Annotated in this window: 16 protein-coding genes and 1 riboswitch; of the genes, 9 read left to right on the top strand and 7 right to left on the bottom strand. The window is 52.8% G+C overall.

The window, feature by feature from the left end:
* Positions 1-82: 82 nt before the first annotated feature.
* Positions 83-931 carry a LysR family transcriptional regulator gene (locus THS27_RS17880; protein ID WP_168184934.1) on the bottom strand — a complete coding sequence of 283 codons (849 nt, stop codon included), beginning with the start codon at positions 929-931 and terminating at the stop codon, positions 83-85.
* Between the two features lie 98 nt (positions 932-1029).
* On the opposite strand from THS27_RS17880, the gene THS27_RS17875 reads away from it, so the two are divergent.
* The 6 genes from THS27_RS17875 (at position 1030) to THS27_RS17850 (ending at position 7169) form a co-directional block, all read left to right on the top strand.
* Entirely contained in the window at positions 1030-1998 is a 969-nt protein-coding gene (locus THS27_RS17875) for a quinone oxidoreductase (protein ID WP_085593321.1), read from the top strand.
* Positions 1999-2096: 98 nt separating this feature from the next.
* Positions 2097-2208, top strand: a riboswitch (TPP riboswitch).
* Positions 2199-3020 carry an ABC transporter ATP-binding protein gene (locus THS27_RS17870; RefSeq protein ID WP_085593319.1) on the top strand — a complete coding sequence of 274 codons (822 nt, stop codon included), beginning with the start codon at positions 2199-2201 and terminating at the stop codon, positions 3018-3020. It overlaps the preceding riboswitch by 10 nt.
* Positions 3017-3838 (top strand): ABC transporter permease, encoded by an 822-nt coding sequence (locus tag THS27_RS17865; protein ID WP_085593317.1) that lies wholly within the window; start codon positions 3017-3019, stop codon positions 3836-3838. Before THS27_RS17870 ends, THS27_RS17865 begins: the two co-directional genes overlap by 4 nt.
* 97 nt (positions 3839-3935) lie before the next feature.
* Complete coding sequence (locus THS27_RS17860) at positions 3936-4889, top strand: ABC transporter substrate-binding protein (RefSeq protein WP_085593315.1); 954 nt, start codon at positions 3936-3938, stop codon at positions 4887-4889.
* Between the two features lie 181 nt (positions 4890-5070).
* Positions 5071-6072 carry an MBL fold metallo-hydrolase gene (locus tag THS27_RS17855; protein ID WP_085593313.1) on the top strand — a complete coding sequence of 334 codons (1002 nt, stop codon included), beginning with the start codon at positions 5071-5073 and terminating at the stop codon, positions 6070-6072.
* 248 nt (positions 6073-6320) lie between these two features.
* Positions 6321-7169, top strand: a complete 849-nt coding sequence (locus tag THS27_RS17850; RefSeq protein WP_085593311.1) for an EamA family transporter — start codon at positions 6321-6323, stop codon at positions 7167-7169.
* Positions 7170-7224: 55 nt separating this feature from the next.
* Here THS27_RS17850 and THS27_RS17845 read toward each other — a convergent pair whose 3' ends face one another.
* The gene (locus THS27_RS17845) at positions 7225-8529 is read right to left on the bottom strand and encodes an FAD-binding oxidoreductase (RefSeq protein WP_246833011.1); all 1305 of its coding nucleotides are present in this window, start codon (positions 8527-8529) and stop codon (positions 7225-7227) included.
* 115 nt (positions 8530-8644) lie between these two features.
* Between THS27_RS17845 and THS27_RS17840 the strand changes: the two genes are divergently transcribed.
* Entirely contained in the window at positions 8645-9799 is a 1155-nt protein-coding gene (locus tag THS27_RS17840) for a PLP-dependent aspartate aminotransferase family protein (protein ID WP_085593307.1), read from the top strand.
* A 43-nt stretch (positions 9800-9842) separates the two neighbouring features.
* Positions 9843-11141 (top strand): ChaN family lipoprotein, encoded by a 1299-nt coding sequence (locus tag THS27_RS17835; protein WP_085593305.1) that lies wholly within the window; start codon positions 9843-9845, stop codon positions 11139-11141.
* A gap of 87 nt (positions 11142-11228) precedes the next feature.
* On the opposite strand, the gene THS27_RS17830 is transcribed toward THS27_RS17835, so the two are convergent.
* The 5 genes from THS27_RS17830 to THS27_RS17810 all read right to left on the bottom strand — a co-directional run bounded on the left by THS27_RS17830 (position 11229) and on the right by THS27_RS17810 (position 14058).
* Positions 11229-11771 (bottom strand): Panacea domain-containing protein, encoded by a 543-nt coding sequence (locus tag THS27_RS17830; RefSeq protein WP_085593375.1) that lies wholly within the window; start codon positions 11769-11771, stop codon positions 11229-11231.
* A gap of 146 nt (positions 11772-11917) precedes the next feature.
* Positions 11918-12382: a hypothetical protein gene (locus tag THS27_RS17825; RefSeq protein WP_139835638.1), complete on the bottom strand. Its 465-nt coding sequence runs from the start codon at positions 12380-12382 to the stop codon at positions 11918-11920.
* Positions 12383-12508: 126 nt separating this feature from the next.
* The gene (locus THS27_RS17820; RefSeq protein ID WP_085593301.1) at positions 12509-13036 is read right to left on the bottom strand and encodes an adenine phosphoribosyltransferase; all 528 of its coding nucleotides are present in this window, start codon (positions 13034-13036) and stop codon (positions 12509-12511) included.
* Between the two features lie 127 nt (positions 13037-13163).
* A complete protein-coding gene (locus THS27_RS17815; protein ID WP_085593299.1) occupies positions 13164-13424 on the bottom strand; it encodes a hypothetical protein in 261 nt (86 codons plus the stop codon).
* Positions 13425-13788: 364 nt separating this feature from the next.
* Complete coding sequence (locus tag THS27_RS17810) at positions 13789-14058, bottom strand: hypothetical protein (RefSeq protein ID WP_085593373.1); 270 nt, start codon at positions 14056-14058, stop codon at positions 13789-13791.
* A 458-nt stretch (positions 14059-14516) separates the two neighbouring features.
* Here THS27_RS17810 and THS27_RS17805 point away from each other — a divergent pair, with 458 nt between their 5' ends.
* A complete protein-coding gene (locus THS27_RS17805; protein WP_246833010.1) occupies positions 14517-16232 on the top strand; it encodes a methyl-accepting chemotaxis protein in 1716 nt (571 codons plus the stop codon).
* The last annotated feature ends 482 nt before the right edge of the window (positions 16233-16714 follow it).

The following is a 16714-nucleotide window of genomic DNA, read 5'->3' as shown; positions in this document are numbered from 1 at the left end:
AAAACCCCGCAAAATATTCGCGTTTATGTAACATTTCAAAATTTGAAGTATCTTCTCCCCTGCTGTCAACGATTTCAACCCGTCACGATCCAAGGCGGCCTATCGTTTTAATCAGAAAATCCATCCCGCTTCGCACCCGCGGGGCATGGCGCAAATCAGCATGAACCAGCATCCAGATTTCGCGGGCGGGAAAACTCTCGCGCTCCTGCAGTCTTTTCAAATCAGGATCCGCATCGCCAAGATAACAGGGCAACAAGGCAACCCCCAGGCCGGAGCGCGCGGCAGACGCCTGTACATCCATATCATTGGATCGCAAAACAACACGCCGCCCGCCTAACCTGTCTTCCAGCCAGCGATATTGCGGAATATCTGCGCTGCTTTCGTCCCAACTGATCAAGTCCCAGTCTGGCTCGGCTTTGGTATAATCCCGGGCACCGTAAAACCCCAACGGCATATCGGCCAGCTTGCGGATAATCACGCTGGATTTTCGCGGCCGCGACAGCCTTATGGCGATATCAGCCTGGCGACGGTTCAAGTCGGCCGATTGTGTTTGCCCCTGCAAAATCACCTCGATATCAGGGTGCATTTCACAAAACCGGTTCAGGCCTGGCGCTATCACATGTCGCGCCAATGATGGCGGTGCGCTGATACATAATGGCACCGACATACCGGCAACCGCCCCTGCTGCCGCCCGTTCAACGGCAAACATCGCTTCAAGTGCGCCCTGGCCTCGCCTGGCAAGGGCATGACCTTCCTGCGTTAACATCACAGCCTTGGGCAAACGGTCGATCAAGCGAACGCCAAATGCCGTTTCAAGCGCCGCCACGCGCCGGGCAACCGTACTGTGATCCACACCAAGCGTGCGTGCCGCGCCGGAAAAACTGCCCGCATCGGCAAGCGTTAGAAAATAACGAAAATCTTCCCAGTTCATTTGCGCATTATCACCCATTTACTATGCAAATATATGCAATTTCCCCCAAGAGAAATACCCCTTAATCCTGAGCGTGTCACAACATTCAGGAGAGAAACATGACCCACATCATTCACATGGACCAGACCGGAGAACCATCGGTTTTATACGCCACCGATATTGATTTACCTGCTCCACAGGACAACGAAATACAAATCAAACAAAGCCTGATCGGCGTTAATTTCGTGGATGTTTATTTCCGCAAAGGTCTGTATCCCATGCCCGCCCTGCCCGGCTGCATTGGCGTTGAAGCCGTGGGAACGGTTTGTGCCATCGGCAAGGATGTGCGCGATTTTAACATTGGCGAGCGGGTCGCCTATGCCGGTTTCCCGGTGGGCAGCTATAGCGCCCAGCGCAATGTTGCCGCCAACCGCGTGATAAAACTGCCCGATGACATAAGCGATCAACAAATTGCAGGGTCATTGCTACGCGGACTAACCGCCTATTTCCTGCTGGTTCATCTGTGCAAGGTCCAAGCCGGGCAAAGCATTCTTGTCCATGCAGCGGCGGGCGGGCTGGGGCAAATAATGGTGCATTGGGCAAAACGATTAGGTGCCACCACAATTGGCACCCTCAGCACGCCAGAAAAAGCCGAACTTGCCAAACAGCAAGGGCTTGACCACGCCATATTCTACAAAGAACAGGATTTTGAAACCGCCATTGCCGCCCTGACGAACGGTCGTGGCGTTGATTATGCCTTTGACGGGATTGGCGGAGAAACACTGAGCAAAACCATCCGCACAACCAAACCATTTGGTACAACAGTCAATATTGGTCAAATCGGCGGTGATATGCCTTTGCTTGACGTCAGCGCGTTGACAAACCGGTTTTTAACTCGTGCCAGTGTTTTGGCCTTTATCAATGACCTGCAAGGATATCATCATGCGGCAAGTGCATGGTTTGATGTTTTACGCCAGTCATCTTTTCCGCTGGCCCAGGCATATGATTTTGAAAACGCATCACAGGCACATACCGATCTGGAAACCGGGGCGACAAGTGGTGCAGTTTACCTGCAAGTTAACCCCTAAACGCCCAACAGGTCCTTGCCGGCATCCAGATTGGCAAGGACCAAACGAAAAACATTAATCACGAAACTTGACGCAAGGGTTTCATCTGCGCATAGTCGCGTCATCTCCAGGGGGGCCTGTCGTAAACAGGCTGAGAGGTTCGGTGTTGCCGAACGACCCTTTGAACCTGAACCGGTTAAGACCGGCGTAGGAAGGATCGTATGACGTATACCGATGCAAAAACGCCCAACATAAAGCACATACCGGCACCAACTGACAGCAATCCGACATCGTTTGATGTTCATTTGCGCGGTGCCAGTGTTGAATTTAACGGCACCAGCCTTTTTCACGACCTTTCCCTTGATCTAAGTGCCAACAGCTTTACCTGTTTGCTAGGGCCATCGGGTGTGGGCAAAAGCACCCTTTTAAGATTTCTGGCCGGGCTTGTCGGCGACGCTGCCAGCGGTACTATTACCTGTAGTGATAAATTACCCTTGGCCGGGCGGGTTGCCTATATGGCGCAGCAAGATTTGCTGTTGCCGTGGCGATCCGTGCGCGAAAACGTTGTTCTTGGGGCGGTATTACGCGGCGAAAAACCTGATTTTTCCCGGGCCGACCATTTGATTGCCGAAGTCGGGCTTGGCAAAGCCGCACATATGCGCCCTGCCCAGTTATCTGGTGGCATGAAGCAGCGCGCGGCCCTGGCCCGCACCTTGATGGAAGATCGCCCGGTTGTTTTAATGGACGAACCCTTTTCGGCCCTGGACCCGCTAAACCGAATGCGCATTCAGGATCTGGCCGCCCGGGTCTTACATGGCAAAACCGTTTTGCTGGTCACACATGACCCGCTTGAAGCCCTTAGGGTTGGCCACAAGGTTGTGGTTTTGCAGGGCACACCGGCAATATTGTCCGATGCCGTTATTCCCCAAGGCACCATTCCGCGCGACATAACTGACCCCGCGATATTGAGCCATCAGGCCCGCCTGTTACACCAGTTGGGCGCAATATCGCCCCAAACCGGTGCGACGGAGGCCCCCCAATGACCCCGCCGCCGACAAAGCCCGCCCGTCATATATCGCGAAAACCGTTGGCCGAACGGAAACTGCTGAAACTGGCGCGGCCCATTATCATCATCGTGGCCTTAATCGCCACCTGGCAGATCGTTGTAATGGTGACGGGCGCACCAAAATACATGCTGCCTGCCCCCTATGACGTGTGGCTGGCGCTGACCAACCGCCATGCGGTGCTGCTGGACCATGCGGGTTATACAATTGCCGAAACCGTAATTGGCCTGTTTGCCGGGGCACTTCTGGGCGCGCTTGCCGCCCTGCCAATGGCATTGTTCAGCCCGATACGGTTTTGGTTGATGCCGATATTGCTGGTATCACAAGCCATTCCGTTTTTTGCCATTGCCCCGTTGCTGGTGCTGTGGCTGGGGTTTGGCATGGCCTCAAAAATTGCCATGGCTGCCCTGATCATTTTCTTTCCGGTCACTGTTGCGTTTTTTGACGGATTATCGCGGACAGAACCGGGCTGGCTTGATCTGGCCCACACGATGGGCACACATCGCTGGCGTTTGTTAACACATATTCGGTTGCCAGCTGCCTTGCCCGCCTTTGCATCGGGCTTTCGCGTGGCGACGGCTGTTGCCCCGATCGGGGCGATAATTGGCGAATGGGTCGGCTCCAGTCATGGGCTGGGATATTTAATGCTACAAGCCAATGCCCGGGTTCAGATCGACATGGTTTTTGCCTGCCTTCTGATCCTGTGTGCCTTTTCGATCACGCAATATTTCATTGTCGATCAACTGTTGCGCAGGCTGTTACCCTGGCAACCCGACAGCCTTGCCCGCCACGATTAAACTTGCTGCTTATGCGCCAATAATCGCGGCCTGCCCGCAATTTTGCCACTGCATTTTTTTCATTTTCACCGTGCTTGTTTGAAACAGGGAAATAGTGATGTCACGCCTAAAATCGATATTATCGGCTGCAACCATCGGGGCGTCTTTGGCGCTGTCCGCATTACCCGCCCATGCCAACGAAAAACTGACGATCCTGCTGGACTGGTTTGTAAACCCCGACCACGCGCCGCTGATTGTCGCCAAGGAAAAGGGATTTTTCACCAAACACGGGCTGGATGTGGAATTGGTTGAACCGGCGGACCCGTCGGCCCCGCCGCGCCTGGTCGCCGCCGGGCAAGGCGATGTGGCCGTCAATTACCAACCGCAATTGCATGTTCAGGTCGCACAGGGTTTGCCGCTAACACGCATTGGCACCCTGGTGGCAACGCCGCTAAACGCGCTGGTGGTGTTAAAAGACGGGCCCATTAAAGATATCGCCGACCTGAAAGGCAAAAAAGTCGGTTATTCGCTGGCCGGTTTTGAAGATGCAGTTCTGGGAACCATGCTAAAAAGTCACGGTGTTGACATCAAATCGGTCGAACTGGTGAACGTCAATTTCTCGCTGTCGCCGTCATTATATTCAGGCCAGGTTGACGCGGTGATTGGTGCCTATCGCAATTTCGAATTGAACCAGATGGATATCGAAGGCAAACCGGGCAAGGCATTTTACGTCGAGGAAGAAGGTGTTCCACCTTATGACGAGCTGATCCTGACCATACGCAAGGACCATGTGGGTGACCCGCGTATGAAAAAGATGCTTGATGCCCTGGAAGAAGCCACCCAATATCTGATCAATCACCCCGATGATAGCTGGAAGGCGTTTGTTGCCGCCTATCCCAACCTGGATGATGAATTGAACAAACGCGCCTGGGCCGACACATTACCACGCTTTGCCTTGCGCCCGGCCGCCGTTGATCGGGGGCGGTATGCCCGTTTTGCCCAATATTTGCTTGATGAAGGCATTATCGACCAAACACCTGACCTTGATAGTTATGTCGATGTAGTTGAATAACGCATTCATTTTACCGTGCCTGTCATTAAATGGGCCGGCATGACGAAACGGGCGGTACCTGCGGGTACTGCCCCTTTTTTTGGGCAATATACAAATCGCACAACACAAACTAATTCGCCCACTTGCGCAGCGTTGTAAATGCAACACATAGTAAAAGAACAAAAATGATAAGGGAAAACCTGTGAATTCTGTATCTCGCCCGGACCATCACACCGAAAACGGCTTTGAAAACCGCTATCCTTTACCGGAAGGCAAAAAATCGTTTTTTACGTTTTTACGCCGCCGGTTGTTTGGGCGTGAAAGCTGGCCCAAAGCCAAAGACCAGATCGGTAAAACCCCTGTTGTTTCCCCCAATCTGGATGCCATTCACACCCCCAATCCCGATGTCGCCCAGGTCACCTGGATTGGCCATGCCACTGTATTATTGCAATATCAAGGACTGAACATTCTAACCGATCCGGTTTTTTCAGACCGGGCATCGCCCTTTGCCCGGATCGGACCCAAACGATACAGCCCGCCCGGCCTTGGCATTGATCAATTGCCAAAAATCGACATTATCCCTCTTTCGCACAATCATTATGATCATTGCGATCTTGAATCATTACGCCAAATTGGCAACGGCCCCACCCACGTCGTGCCGTTGAAAAATGCCTCGCTGTTAAAAGAAGCCGGGATTGACGGTTGCCTTGAAATGGACTGGGACCAATACGCCGAAGTTAACGGCGTTAAAATTGTGCATACGTCGTCCTATCACTGGTCCAGCCGCAAAATTAGCGACCGCAAGGAAATGCTTTGGGGTGGTTATGCCCTGACATTTCCCAACGGGTTTAAATTCTATTTTGTTGGCGACAGCGGCTGGAACGAACAATTATTTGCCGAAATGGGCGAAAAATATGGCCCGTTTGATTTAGGGCTTATTCCGATTGGGGCCTATGACCCGCGCGATTTTATGAAAACCGCCCACGTTAACCCCGAAGAAGCCGTTATGATCAAACAGGTGATGGGCGTAAAACAGGCCATTGCCATTCATTGGGGGACGTTTGTTTTAACCGCTGAACCTGTTGATGAACCGCCCAAACGGCTTCATATCGCAATGGAGCGCGCCGGGTTAAACCCTGAACATTTTTTGGCGCTGCCGGTCGGCGGAACGCATCATCATATATCCGCGCCAGCGCAGGCATAAACCTGTGCCGATGGGCATGCATCCCCCATCGGATTACCGATTAATCAAACCGCAAAGGCAGCAACGATGATTGCCTTTGCGGTTTTTTTTACATCATTTTCAAATCATTTTTAATCTTGGGCATTTTCCGCTATCCCGGCACTTGAACTGCCTGCAAAATTAGGAAACGATACCGCTTTCAAACTGGCACCCTCCAGGTGCCCGCAATCCCTTCCGGATTAATTGCCTCGCCAAAGGAAACAGCCCCAATGACCACAACAGTTTTTTTGGCGGTAATTGGCGCAGCCCTGATGCATGCGATCTGGAATGCCCTGATCAAGGGTGGCAAAGACAAAATGCTCAATATGACTGCCGTCATTTTTGGGCACGCCCCATTGTTATTGCTGCTTTTACCCTTTACCAGCCTGCCTGCCCCGGCAAGCTGGCCATATCTGGCGGGGTCGGTGGCATTGCATTTGGGGTATCAGTGGTTTTTGATCAATTCCTATCAATGGGGTGACCTTAGCCAGGTTTATCCAATTGCCCGCGGGTCGGCCCCGCTGATTGTTGCGACAGTTTCGGTCCTGTTTTTGGGCGTCGTGCTGGCCCCTATTGAAGGGATCGCCATTGCCCTGATCGGTTGCGGCATTATCAGCCTGTGCCTGGTGCGGCATGCAGACGGATTACGCAACGGGCGGGCGGCACTGCTGGCATTGATTACCGGCTGTTTTATCAGCGCCTATTCCCTGACCGATGGCAACGGGGTGCGGGTGGCTGGCAATGTGATGGATTATTACGCCTGGCACACCATCGGCAATATTCTGGTTTTTGGCATTTTTGCGCATATTCAGCGGCCAACAATTGTGCGGGACATTGCCCAACGTGGCAAAATTGCCTTTTTCATTGGTGGCAGCGCGTCGTTTACTGCTTACTGCACTGTCATGTGGGCATTTTCACAGGCCCCCATCGCCCTGGTGGTGGCCTTGCGCGAAACCAGTATCATCTTTGCCTTGTTAATTGGCGTAGTGATGATGGGTGAAAAACTTAACCTGGTGAAACTGGCATCGACAATGATGACGGTGTGCGGCGCGGTGTTGCTGCGTTTTTCGCGCAGCTAACAATCACACCATAGCCCCCTGAAACGATGCCGGGCAGTTCCAAACGCCCTGGCTCTTATGGTAAATCATAGGGATGCCGTTTTTGCCCGGTTTCAAAACGCGAGAGCCGGAAAGCATCGAGATTAATTGACGCTTGCCCGGTTGTGATCCATTCCGACAAAACCTTGCCAACAATTGGCCCCATGGCAAAACCGTGGCCTGAAAAACCGGTAGCAACAAAAAAGCCCGTAGGATTTTCAAGCTGGTCAATCACCGGGACGGCATCGGGGGTCACATCGATGTCGCCGGCCCATTGATCAACAATTTGTGGTGTTTCGATATGGGGAAACAGGCGTTTAAACGCGGCCAGCGAGTTGCGAATACGTTTCGGGTTGGGCAAGGCTGTAGTTTGTCGACGCCCCATAAGCGGTTTATCCGCGGCCGGGCTACCGGGTAAATGATCAGCCAGATCATCGATAAACCGCATATCAAGATGGAAATTGAAATTGCGCCAGTTCGATTTGTAGCCCGGCAGAAAATCGGCAGCATAGCGAAAGCGCGACAGGGTAAGGTCGATATCGGTATTGATATCGTCCGACAGATTGAGCGACCCGTCGGCGCGCTGGCGAAACCCCAAACCATCGACAACCGCGCTGACCGCCGAAATCGGCGGCACCGGTTTGGTACGTATCACCGTGCCCCGGGTTGTTTGTTGTGGCAAACGACGGCCAAACCTGGCAACAAACTTATGCGTCAGGGCCCCGGCGGCGCAAATGACAATGCGGGTTTTAATCAATCCGCGTTCGCTGATAACACCGCTAACCTGCCCGCCTTCGGTTTCAATGCCCAAGGCACCGCAACCCTGCAAAATTACCGCTCCCAGGTCGTGCGCCTTCTTTGCCAGCGCGGGGGCAGCTTTTTTTGGTTCGGCCTGCCCGTCATTCGCCGTGAAAATCCCCCCGACACCGGGCGATGTAATGCCGGGCATCAGGCTTTTCACCTCGGCCTGACCCAGCTTGCGCGTACCAATATCATAAGGTTGGGCATCGGCCAGCCAGCGTTCATAACGGGCCATTTCGGCGTCATCCTTGGCAACATATAAAACGCCGCCCTGTCGCCATTCCAGATCGGCGCCAAGGTCGCGCTCCAGATTTGGCCAAATATCGATGCAGGCCTTCATCAGGGGAAGTTCAACCGGGTCGCGCCCCTGCTGGCGCACAAACCCCCATGCCCGGCCCGACTGATGCGATGCCACCGTATCCTTTTCCAGCAAAACAACCGACATTCCGGCTTTTTGCAGGTAATACGCGCTAGCGGCACCCTGAATACCACCGCCAATAATGACAATGTCGGCCTGTTTTGGAAAGGTTTGCGTCTGCATGTGCATCATATCCCTGATAGAGGATCAACCGGGTATTTTTGTGGTTCCCCAAACTGATAGGGCGCATTAGGGTATACCCATTAAGCATGGCCACCACCATCAGGGAAACCAAAAAATGCCCCCGAAAACCAATAATCAGCACCCGGCCACTGTGGCCGCACAGGCACTGGGCTGGGTTGATGAAACAACACGGTCGGTCACCCCGCCGCTATACCCGTCAACCACATTTGAACGTAATACCGACCTTAGCTATCACGACGGGCGGTGTTACACCCGCGCCGATAACCCGACCTATGATCAGGCCTGTGCCGTTTTAAACGCCCTTGAAGGCGGCGCGGACAGCCGGTTGTTTGCGTCGGGCATGGCAGCAGCAGTTTGTGTACTGCAAGCCCTGCAGCCGGGCGACCATGTGGTTGCGCCCAAGATTATGTATTGGGCCTTACGCGGGTTTATGCAGGATGTTGGCGTACGATCGGGCCTGACATTTGATTTTGTTGATAATGGCGATGCCGACGCATGGGCCAAACACATGCAGCCCGGTAAAACAAAGCTGGTATGGCTGGAAACCCCCGCCAACCCTGACTGGCAAATTACCGATATTGCTGCAGTTGCCAGTGCGGCCCACAAGATTGGCGCGGTCGTGGCCGTTGATAATACGGTGGCAACACCGCTAATTACCCGGCCAATTGAATTTGGCGCCGATATTGTCATGCATTCGGCCACCAAATACCTGAACGGGCATAGCGATGTTTTGGCAGGCACATTAACTTCTGCAAAAAAAGATGCTTTCTGGGAACAGGTTTGCAAACAGCACAAAGGCGGCGGGGCCGTTCTGGGTGTGTTTGAAACGTGGCTGTTATTGCGCGGTATGCGAACCCTTTCGATACGGGTGGAACGCGCCAGCAGCAATGCGATGGCAATTGCCCGGCATTTTGAAAACCATGCCGAAATTGAACAGGTGCAATATCCGGGCCTTGAAAGCCACATTGGCCACGAGATAGCCAAAAAGCAAATGCACGGTGGCTTTGGTGGCATGATGTCACTGCGGGTTAAAGGCGGCACCGAACGCGCAGTCGCCTTTCATAATGCCTGCAAACTGTTTAAACGTGCGACGTCACTGGGCGGCGTTGAAAGCCTGATAGAACATCGCGCCTCTGTCGAAGGGCCAGCCAGCCCGGTTCCCGGCGATCTTTTGCGTATGTCTGTCGGCATCGAAAACATCGACGACCTGATTGACGACATTGAAACGGCCTTGAACCACACAAAATAACCATCGTCAGGTATCTTTTTTGCCAACAACACCGAACCGGAACATGCCAACAATTCACAACAAACCCCGGGCCGGGAAAACCGGCTTTCCGTTTATTGTTTATCTGCTGATTGTTCTATGCGTTGGTGCCGGTAAACCGGCGCAGGCGGCCGGCGGGGATATAAGCCCCATGTCGCCTGCGCCGGGATTAATCTATGATGTTGCCAAAGGCGACTATGTGCGGCTGGAAACCCTGCAATCCGCCGCAGCCGGGGCAAAATACATTTTACTGGGTGAAACCCACGACAACCTGATCCATCATCAACGCCAGGCCGAACTGGTGGATGTGCTATCGGGCGATGGTCTGAAACGGGCCGTTGTGTGGGAAATGATCAACCGGGACCAGCAAAAGGACCTGGATGATGCATGGCACGACAAAAAACGCGCGATCGATGATATTGGCGTCGCACTGGACTGGGACAACAGCGGCTGGCCTTCCTGGCAGGATTATTCGCCCATCGCCGAAGCCGCACGCCAGCACCAGTTACCCATGATTGCCGGAAACCTGCCCGATGACATCATTGGCCCCCTGATCGAAAAAGGCAACGCTGCCTTGCCTGCCAGCCTGGCAAAAAAGCTGGCTTTGCCACCTTTGCCCGATGAAACAAAAACACTGTTTGATCGTGAAATTGTCGATGCCCATTGCGGTGTTTTATCGCCCGATCAGGCACCACCTTTTAGCACCATCCAGTTCGCGCGTGATGCCTCGCTGGCACGTGCGATGTTTGATGCAAGCAAACAAAAAGGGATTAAGGGCGCGTTCCTGATCACCGGTGCCATGCATGCGCGGGCCAACGTTGCGGTCCCCTGGCATTTAAAACGGTTTGACCCCAAAGGAACCAGCATTGTTATCATCATGCGAGAAGCCCCCAACCCCGGTGATCCATCGGTTTCGCCTGCAAATTATCTAAAGGCCTATGGCCCGGGTCATAGTGTTGATTTTATCTGGTTTACATCCGACCTTGCACGGTCAAACCCGTGCGATGGTATTACAATGCCACATGCCACGAAGCTGGATGCCCAAAATGGCACAGCGGACGACAACAAGGCAACCGCCCCGGCGACCAGTGAAAATACCGGCCCGCCCCTGCCCGATGCCCCGGCAGCAAACGATGACATCACACAAGGCGATGATCAAAGCGACGATTTAACAACGCCGCCCGCAAACCAGGATAATTCAGCAAAGACAGCCCCCCGGAAAACCGGCCCCGCACCGCATTCGGGCCCAATAATTGACCCGGAACCCTCAAACAACCCGATGCGCCGCATCATGCCTATTCCCCCGGCGCGCCCACAGGAATAGGCAAACAGGCCCCTAAAGGCGGCAAAGTTAACCGCCCGCAATGCCTGTTATTTGCCGAAAAACAACCGTTTTAATGCTGAAAACTGCCTATTTTAACCGCCGGGGTCGCCAATCGGTTGTGGCAACAGGCTTGCCTTTGTGCGAACGCATCACACGCGGGCGCACCACATCCTCGGCCTCGGGCGTGGTAGCTGTTTTACGAACCGCGGTATAGAACGTCACCATTTCATCAAATGATATCAATGTTCCCGGCCCGGCCCGCCATGCATCCTGATAGGGGGCGTGGTTCCGAATGGAGGCATTTAAATGATCCACCGAATGATGCCCAAATTGCCGCCAGACACTTTCGATAAAGTGTTTTGTTTTATCATTAATAGATTTTAGCCGCACATCGGGGCGGGTTTCTTCCATCAACACATAAAGATTGGGTTCTATCGGGCCGGCTTCTTCGGCTACGAACAGGGCGGGCATCAACATTGCCCCATGATAGGACGCCCCAAAATAGCCCTGTGCCAGATATAACAACCGGTGCAATTTCTGGGGTTGCAGATATTCATTATCGTTCAGCGCGTGATCGATCAGCCGAAACGCAACATCAAATACCGAATACAGAACCGGTTTTTGTTTCATACCTGCCCAGATCAAAACGAAAAACAATTACCCATTGGCAGGTTTAACCTGCATTGCACATGATAGCCAGCCCACCGCCATGCAACAAGGGGGGCAATAGCACAGCCCCACCACATAAATGCAGACCACCGCAAATACGTCCAAAATCAAATTTGGAAATCAAGCCGCTGACCACGTGCAGGCATGGCACCATGCGTTACGGCATTTACCATCGCATACATAGACTGGGGCGACCGGCGCGCGCCCAAATCAAGCGGACCTTCAAAGTTCAGAAAATCGGCAAAGCGCCAGTCACCCCCTGAACCAGGACCGCTGGCATCATGCCCTGCCGCATCACGATTACCGCGCAACCGGGCCTGGGCACTGTTATTATCCTGAGGGCTTTGTCCGCCTTTGCCACCGCCATGCGGGGTGCCACGGCCATTTTTTTCGTCGATAAAGGCATTAAACAGGGTTCCGTCGGTATCGGAATGATAGCCGAACTGTTCGTTGGTTTGTTCAATGCCCGCATCACGGGTAACCGATGCAATACCGCGCGCGCCAGCCGGGGCAAGCCGCGTCATATGCATGGCGGCACTGGTTACCTGGACGGGGGGCAGTTGCGGTATCATCACCTTCACCATCGTTGAAAAGATGGGCGCTTAATTTATCTACCTTTGAGATTATACATTAAATGTCTGAAAAAATCACAACAATCAGGCGATATTAAACTCGCGATTGCCCCGCTATATCGGTCGTCAGTCGCCTTCAAATTCAACAATATTAAACACCGGAACGCCCCGCTCACGTATACGAACGGCCCCGCCAATATCGGGCAAATCAATAATAAAGGCGCAGGAAACCGGAACGGCCCCGGCCTTTTCAATCAGATCAATTGCGGCAAGGGCTGTGCCGCCCGTTGCAATCAAATCATCCAGGATCAGAACCCGTTGCCCCGGTTTGACAGCATCGACATGCATTTCAATAATGTCGGAGCCATATTCCAGGTCATACTCAACCGACACGGTTTTGGCGGGCAATTTTCCTTTTTTACGAATGGGCACAAACCCCACCCCCAACGCCAGCGCCACCGCCGGACCAATGATAAAACCACGGGCTTCAATACCGGCAATCACGTCAATTTTCTGGTCCTGAAACTCACCGGCCAGGGTGTCTATCACTTCGCGCAACCCTTCGGCATCACCAAACAAAGTTGTGATATCGCGAAACATAATTCCCTTTTTCGGATAATCAGGAATGGAACGAATCAGCGATTTAATCGACATAACAGATGTGGCCTCCGGCCCGAAAATGACAAAACAAAGCCGCCATCGAAGTATCGACTGGCGGCCTAAAATCGGGCAGCGGAGCAAAAAATGCAATGCTGCAATATCTGATTTTTTCTATGTGCAATCAGGCGGCGTTATGAAATTCCATTTTGCGCCCGCCAACAATGGCCTGTCCGGTAACACCGTCCCCTACAACAATATGTGCAGCAGGTGTAAAATCATCGGCCAGTTTACGGCTTATCTCGGCACGGGTTCCGCGTGGCATGCCGATATCCGCAGCGCGCCGGTTGCCCCAGACGGCGCGATATAAACGGTAGTCATGATCGTTGATCTGACCAAATACCTTTTCGACTTCCATCAAGGTCTGAACATAACTTTTATTCATGTCCGCCATCCTGTTGCTCGTTTTCCCGGTATGCCCGGCAAACTGCCGGCACGGTCGCACGCCTTTTGTGTACTTCGTGGTACAGCGCATCGACCCCCGCGATATAGGCCGGGAAATACGGTTTCTCAACTGCAAGACGGTGACATGTTGGCGAACATTTTGTGACGATGCCCTGCGTCATTGCCCCTTTCATACAGAAAACCGCCAGTTTTTCCCGACGCGACGGCAACTTCCCTGTCACAACACGATGGCAAAAAACTTTTCACATCGGTGTCAATCAACATCGTCCACCCGCAAAAACAGTGGCGCGATGCGACAGCACGATATGATCACTTTCCGCCGGTTCCGATTATGGTGTCAGGGATCAATGGATATTGTTAAGCGCGTCTTCAGCGTTTTCAGCCTGCTGGTCCATCTGTTTTTGCAGGGCTTCGGCATATTCCCCATAGATCCGCCCCTCAAGCGAGAGCTCAAGAAAACGGATATAATCCTGCTCGTTGCCAATTTTATTGCGCGCCACAGTAATCACATCAAACGGGGATTCGGCGTCCAGACCGTATTGCCGAATCAAAATCAGCATTTCAGCGGTGATTTCTTCCAGCTTCTTTTGTGCGTCGGCAAAAGTAATATTCATTATCAACCCCAATTTCTGATCTGCCTGACCTGATCTTTGATCGTTGGCACTATGTCCCATTTTGGTCAGGTATGCCTGCCTATCGCGGTAATTTCAACCATCGCGCCGCAACATTGTGCCCCAATGCACCGCCCCGGGCAGCAAACGCCCTGTGCCCTACCGGGCAGCACCGCCATCATCATAATAACGTTCCATTATCCGTTACTATTTAAATCACAAAATACGGGCAGATTACCCCTGTGATGTGATGACGGGACATACCACCATCACATTAGATTTAAATTTGGAATATTTCTGAATGACACCACCGACTTGAGGCAAATCAATGTTTCACCCGGGTAAAAGGGCGATTGGTATAAACACCAAATCAGGATGGTTAACTAGTCGTTGCACAGGCAGGTTTGGGAAATTTTTGCATGTGTGTTCATTTCCGGTTTTGACGGGTTCGAGGGAAATTGATGGCGCTTTTATCCAGTTGGAAACGGATGGGAATTCGTAAACGGTTTATGGTTGCATCGGCATTTGGTGTAACGGCAGTCATGGTGATTGCCCTGATCATGATCGCCATGACAGAACGCCACGCCATGGATGCCAAGCTAAAACAGCTTAGCGACAATGAACTGACATCCCTCCATGCCCTGATTGTGAACGTTATGGCCGCCCGGGTTGATGATTCGGACGATATCGGCATTCGCGTTTTCAATAACTGGTTTGACAGCCGCAACCAGGATTACCCCGGCGAATTATGGTCGGTCTGGGCACCCAAAACCTTGGCCTATATGCAGGAAAACGAAGAAAAACCCCTGAAACTACCCCGCGACGCCATTGATGAAGAAGCCATTCAAACCGGTAAACTGGTTGGCCGTTACACCGATGATGGCACTTATCGCATGTCGATGCCGATTGTTTTAGGTGTGACCAAGGGTGCAGACAAGGAAGTATGTTTTACCTGCCACGGCGGGTTAATGGGCGAAGAAAAAGGCGACGTTATTGCCGTTTTGTCTTCCAGCCTTTCGGTGGCACCGGAACAGGCCAAAACCAACACCATCCTGATCGGCATTGTTATTGGCGGTATTATTGTTGCCATTTTAACCGTGGTCGGCATTCGCGCCCTGTTATCCAACATTGTGACCAACCCTTTGTCGCAGCTTGATGCCGTTATGCGTGATCTGGCCGAAGGCCGCATCGATGTGGATATTGATAATACCCAGCGTCATGACGAAATTGGAGCGATGGCCCGATCGGTAGAAGTGTTTAAAACCAATGCCATTGCCAAGGAACGGATGGAAAAAGAACAAAAAGCCGCCCAACAACAGCGTGAACAACGCATGGTACGGCTGGAATCGCTGATTGGGGATTTTGAAAAAATCATCGCAACGATTGTGTCGTCGGTTTCGACATCGGCAGACCGGATGCAAAACACCGCCCGCCAACTGGTAGGGGCCGCCGACCAGGCCAGTAAAAACGCCACCACGGTTGCCGCCGCATCCGAAGAAGCAACCACCAACGTTCAAACCGTATCTGAAGCTGCCGATCATTTATCGGCATCAATCACGCAAATTGGTGACAAGGCCCATCAATCAACCGAAATCACCGCCGAAGCATCACAGGAAGCCGACGTTTCAAGCCGCACTGTTGCCGGGCTTTCAGAAGCCGCGGGCAAAATTGGCGAAATTGTTAACCTGATTAGCGACATTGCCGGCCAGACCAACCTGTTGGCCCTGAACGCGACCATCGAGGCGGCCCGTGCCGGGGAAGCAGGCAAGGGATTTGCCGTGGTTGCCGCCGAGGTAAAGAACCTTGCCAATCAAACCGCGCGCGCCACTGACGAAATTTCGGAACAGATCAACGCCATTCAGAATGAAACGGGCAAAACAGTAAAATCCATTCAGGATATTTCCGAAGTCATCCTGCGTATCACCGACATCACGGGCACCATTTCCGAGGCCGTCCGCGAACAGGCCGATGCCACCAGCGAAATTGCCCGCAATGTTGAACAGGCCGCTATCGGCACCCAGGAAGTTACCCGCAATATTGAAAGGGTGAGCCACACCGTCGGCGAAACCGACAAATCAGCTCATTCCGTTCTGGAAGTGGCCGAAGAACTGGGCGAACTTTCGCAAAATCTGCGGATCGAGGTAGATCGCTTCCTTGATGGTATTCGCTCGGCCTGATACCTGGAACATCAAACAAAGCGTCCGACGAAACCATTAGTCGCCGGGCGCGTTTTTATACGCCTTGATAATGCCGTTACAGGCCTCATTAGCGCATCCCCTTTCCGATGATGCATGGAAACACTGCCCGAACGGGCGGCGCCTGATGCCAATGTGAATGAGAATACGGTAAAGCTGCCGGCACCCTTGCATAAAGACAGACGGGAACTGCAGTAAGCGCCCCTGCCCGGGCATATTCGATAATTGAAAAATCGTGGCACTGGTTCTTTTTTGGCAATCGGTGCCCGGGCTGAATTTTACCGCGACGCGATCACCCGAAAAAACAACGTCGCATCGTAAAGCGCACATCGCAGGTTCCCCCCTTATTTCTTGCAACTTTTACGAACATCATGACGCCTAAATAACGCAAAGGTCGAAAAACCGGCTTCATTCGTGCTTTGGATGGCTCTTTGCTTAACAGGGGGGCAAACGCAGTCTATGAT

This window comes from Thalassospira sp. MCCC 1A01428, from assembly GCF_002115825.1.
Lineage (GTDB): Bacteria > Pseudomonadota > Alphaproteobacteria > Rhodospirillales > Thalassospiraceae > Thalassospira.
The sequence above is the reverse complement of the archived record's forward strand: the minus strand, read 5'-3'. Positions and strand labels throughout refer to the sequence as shown.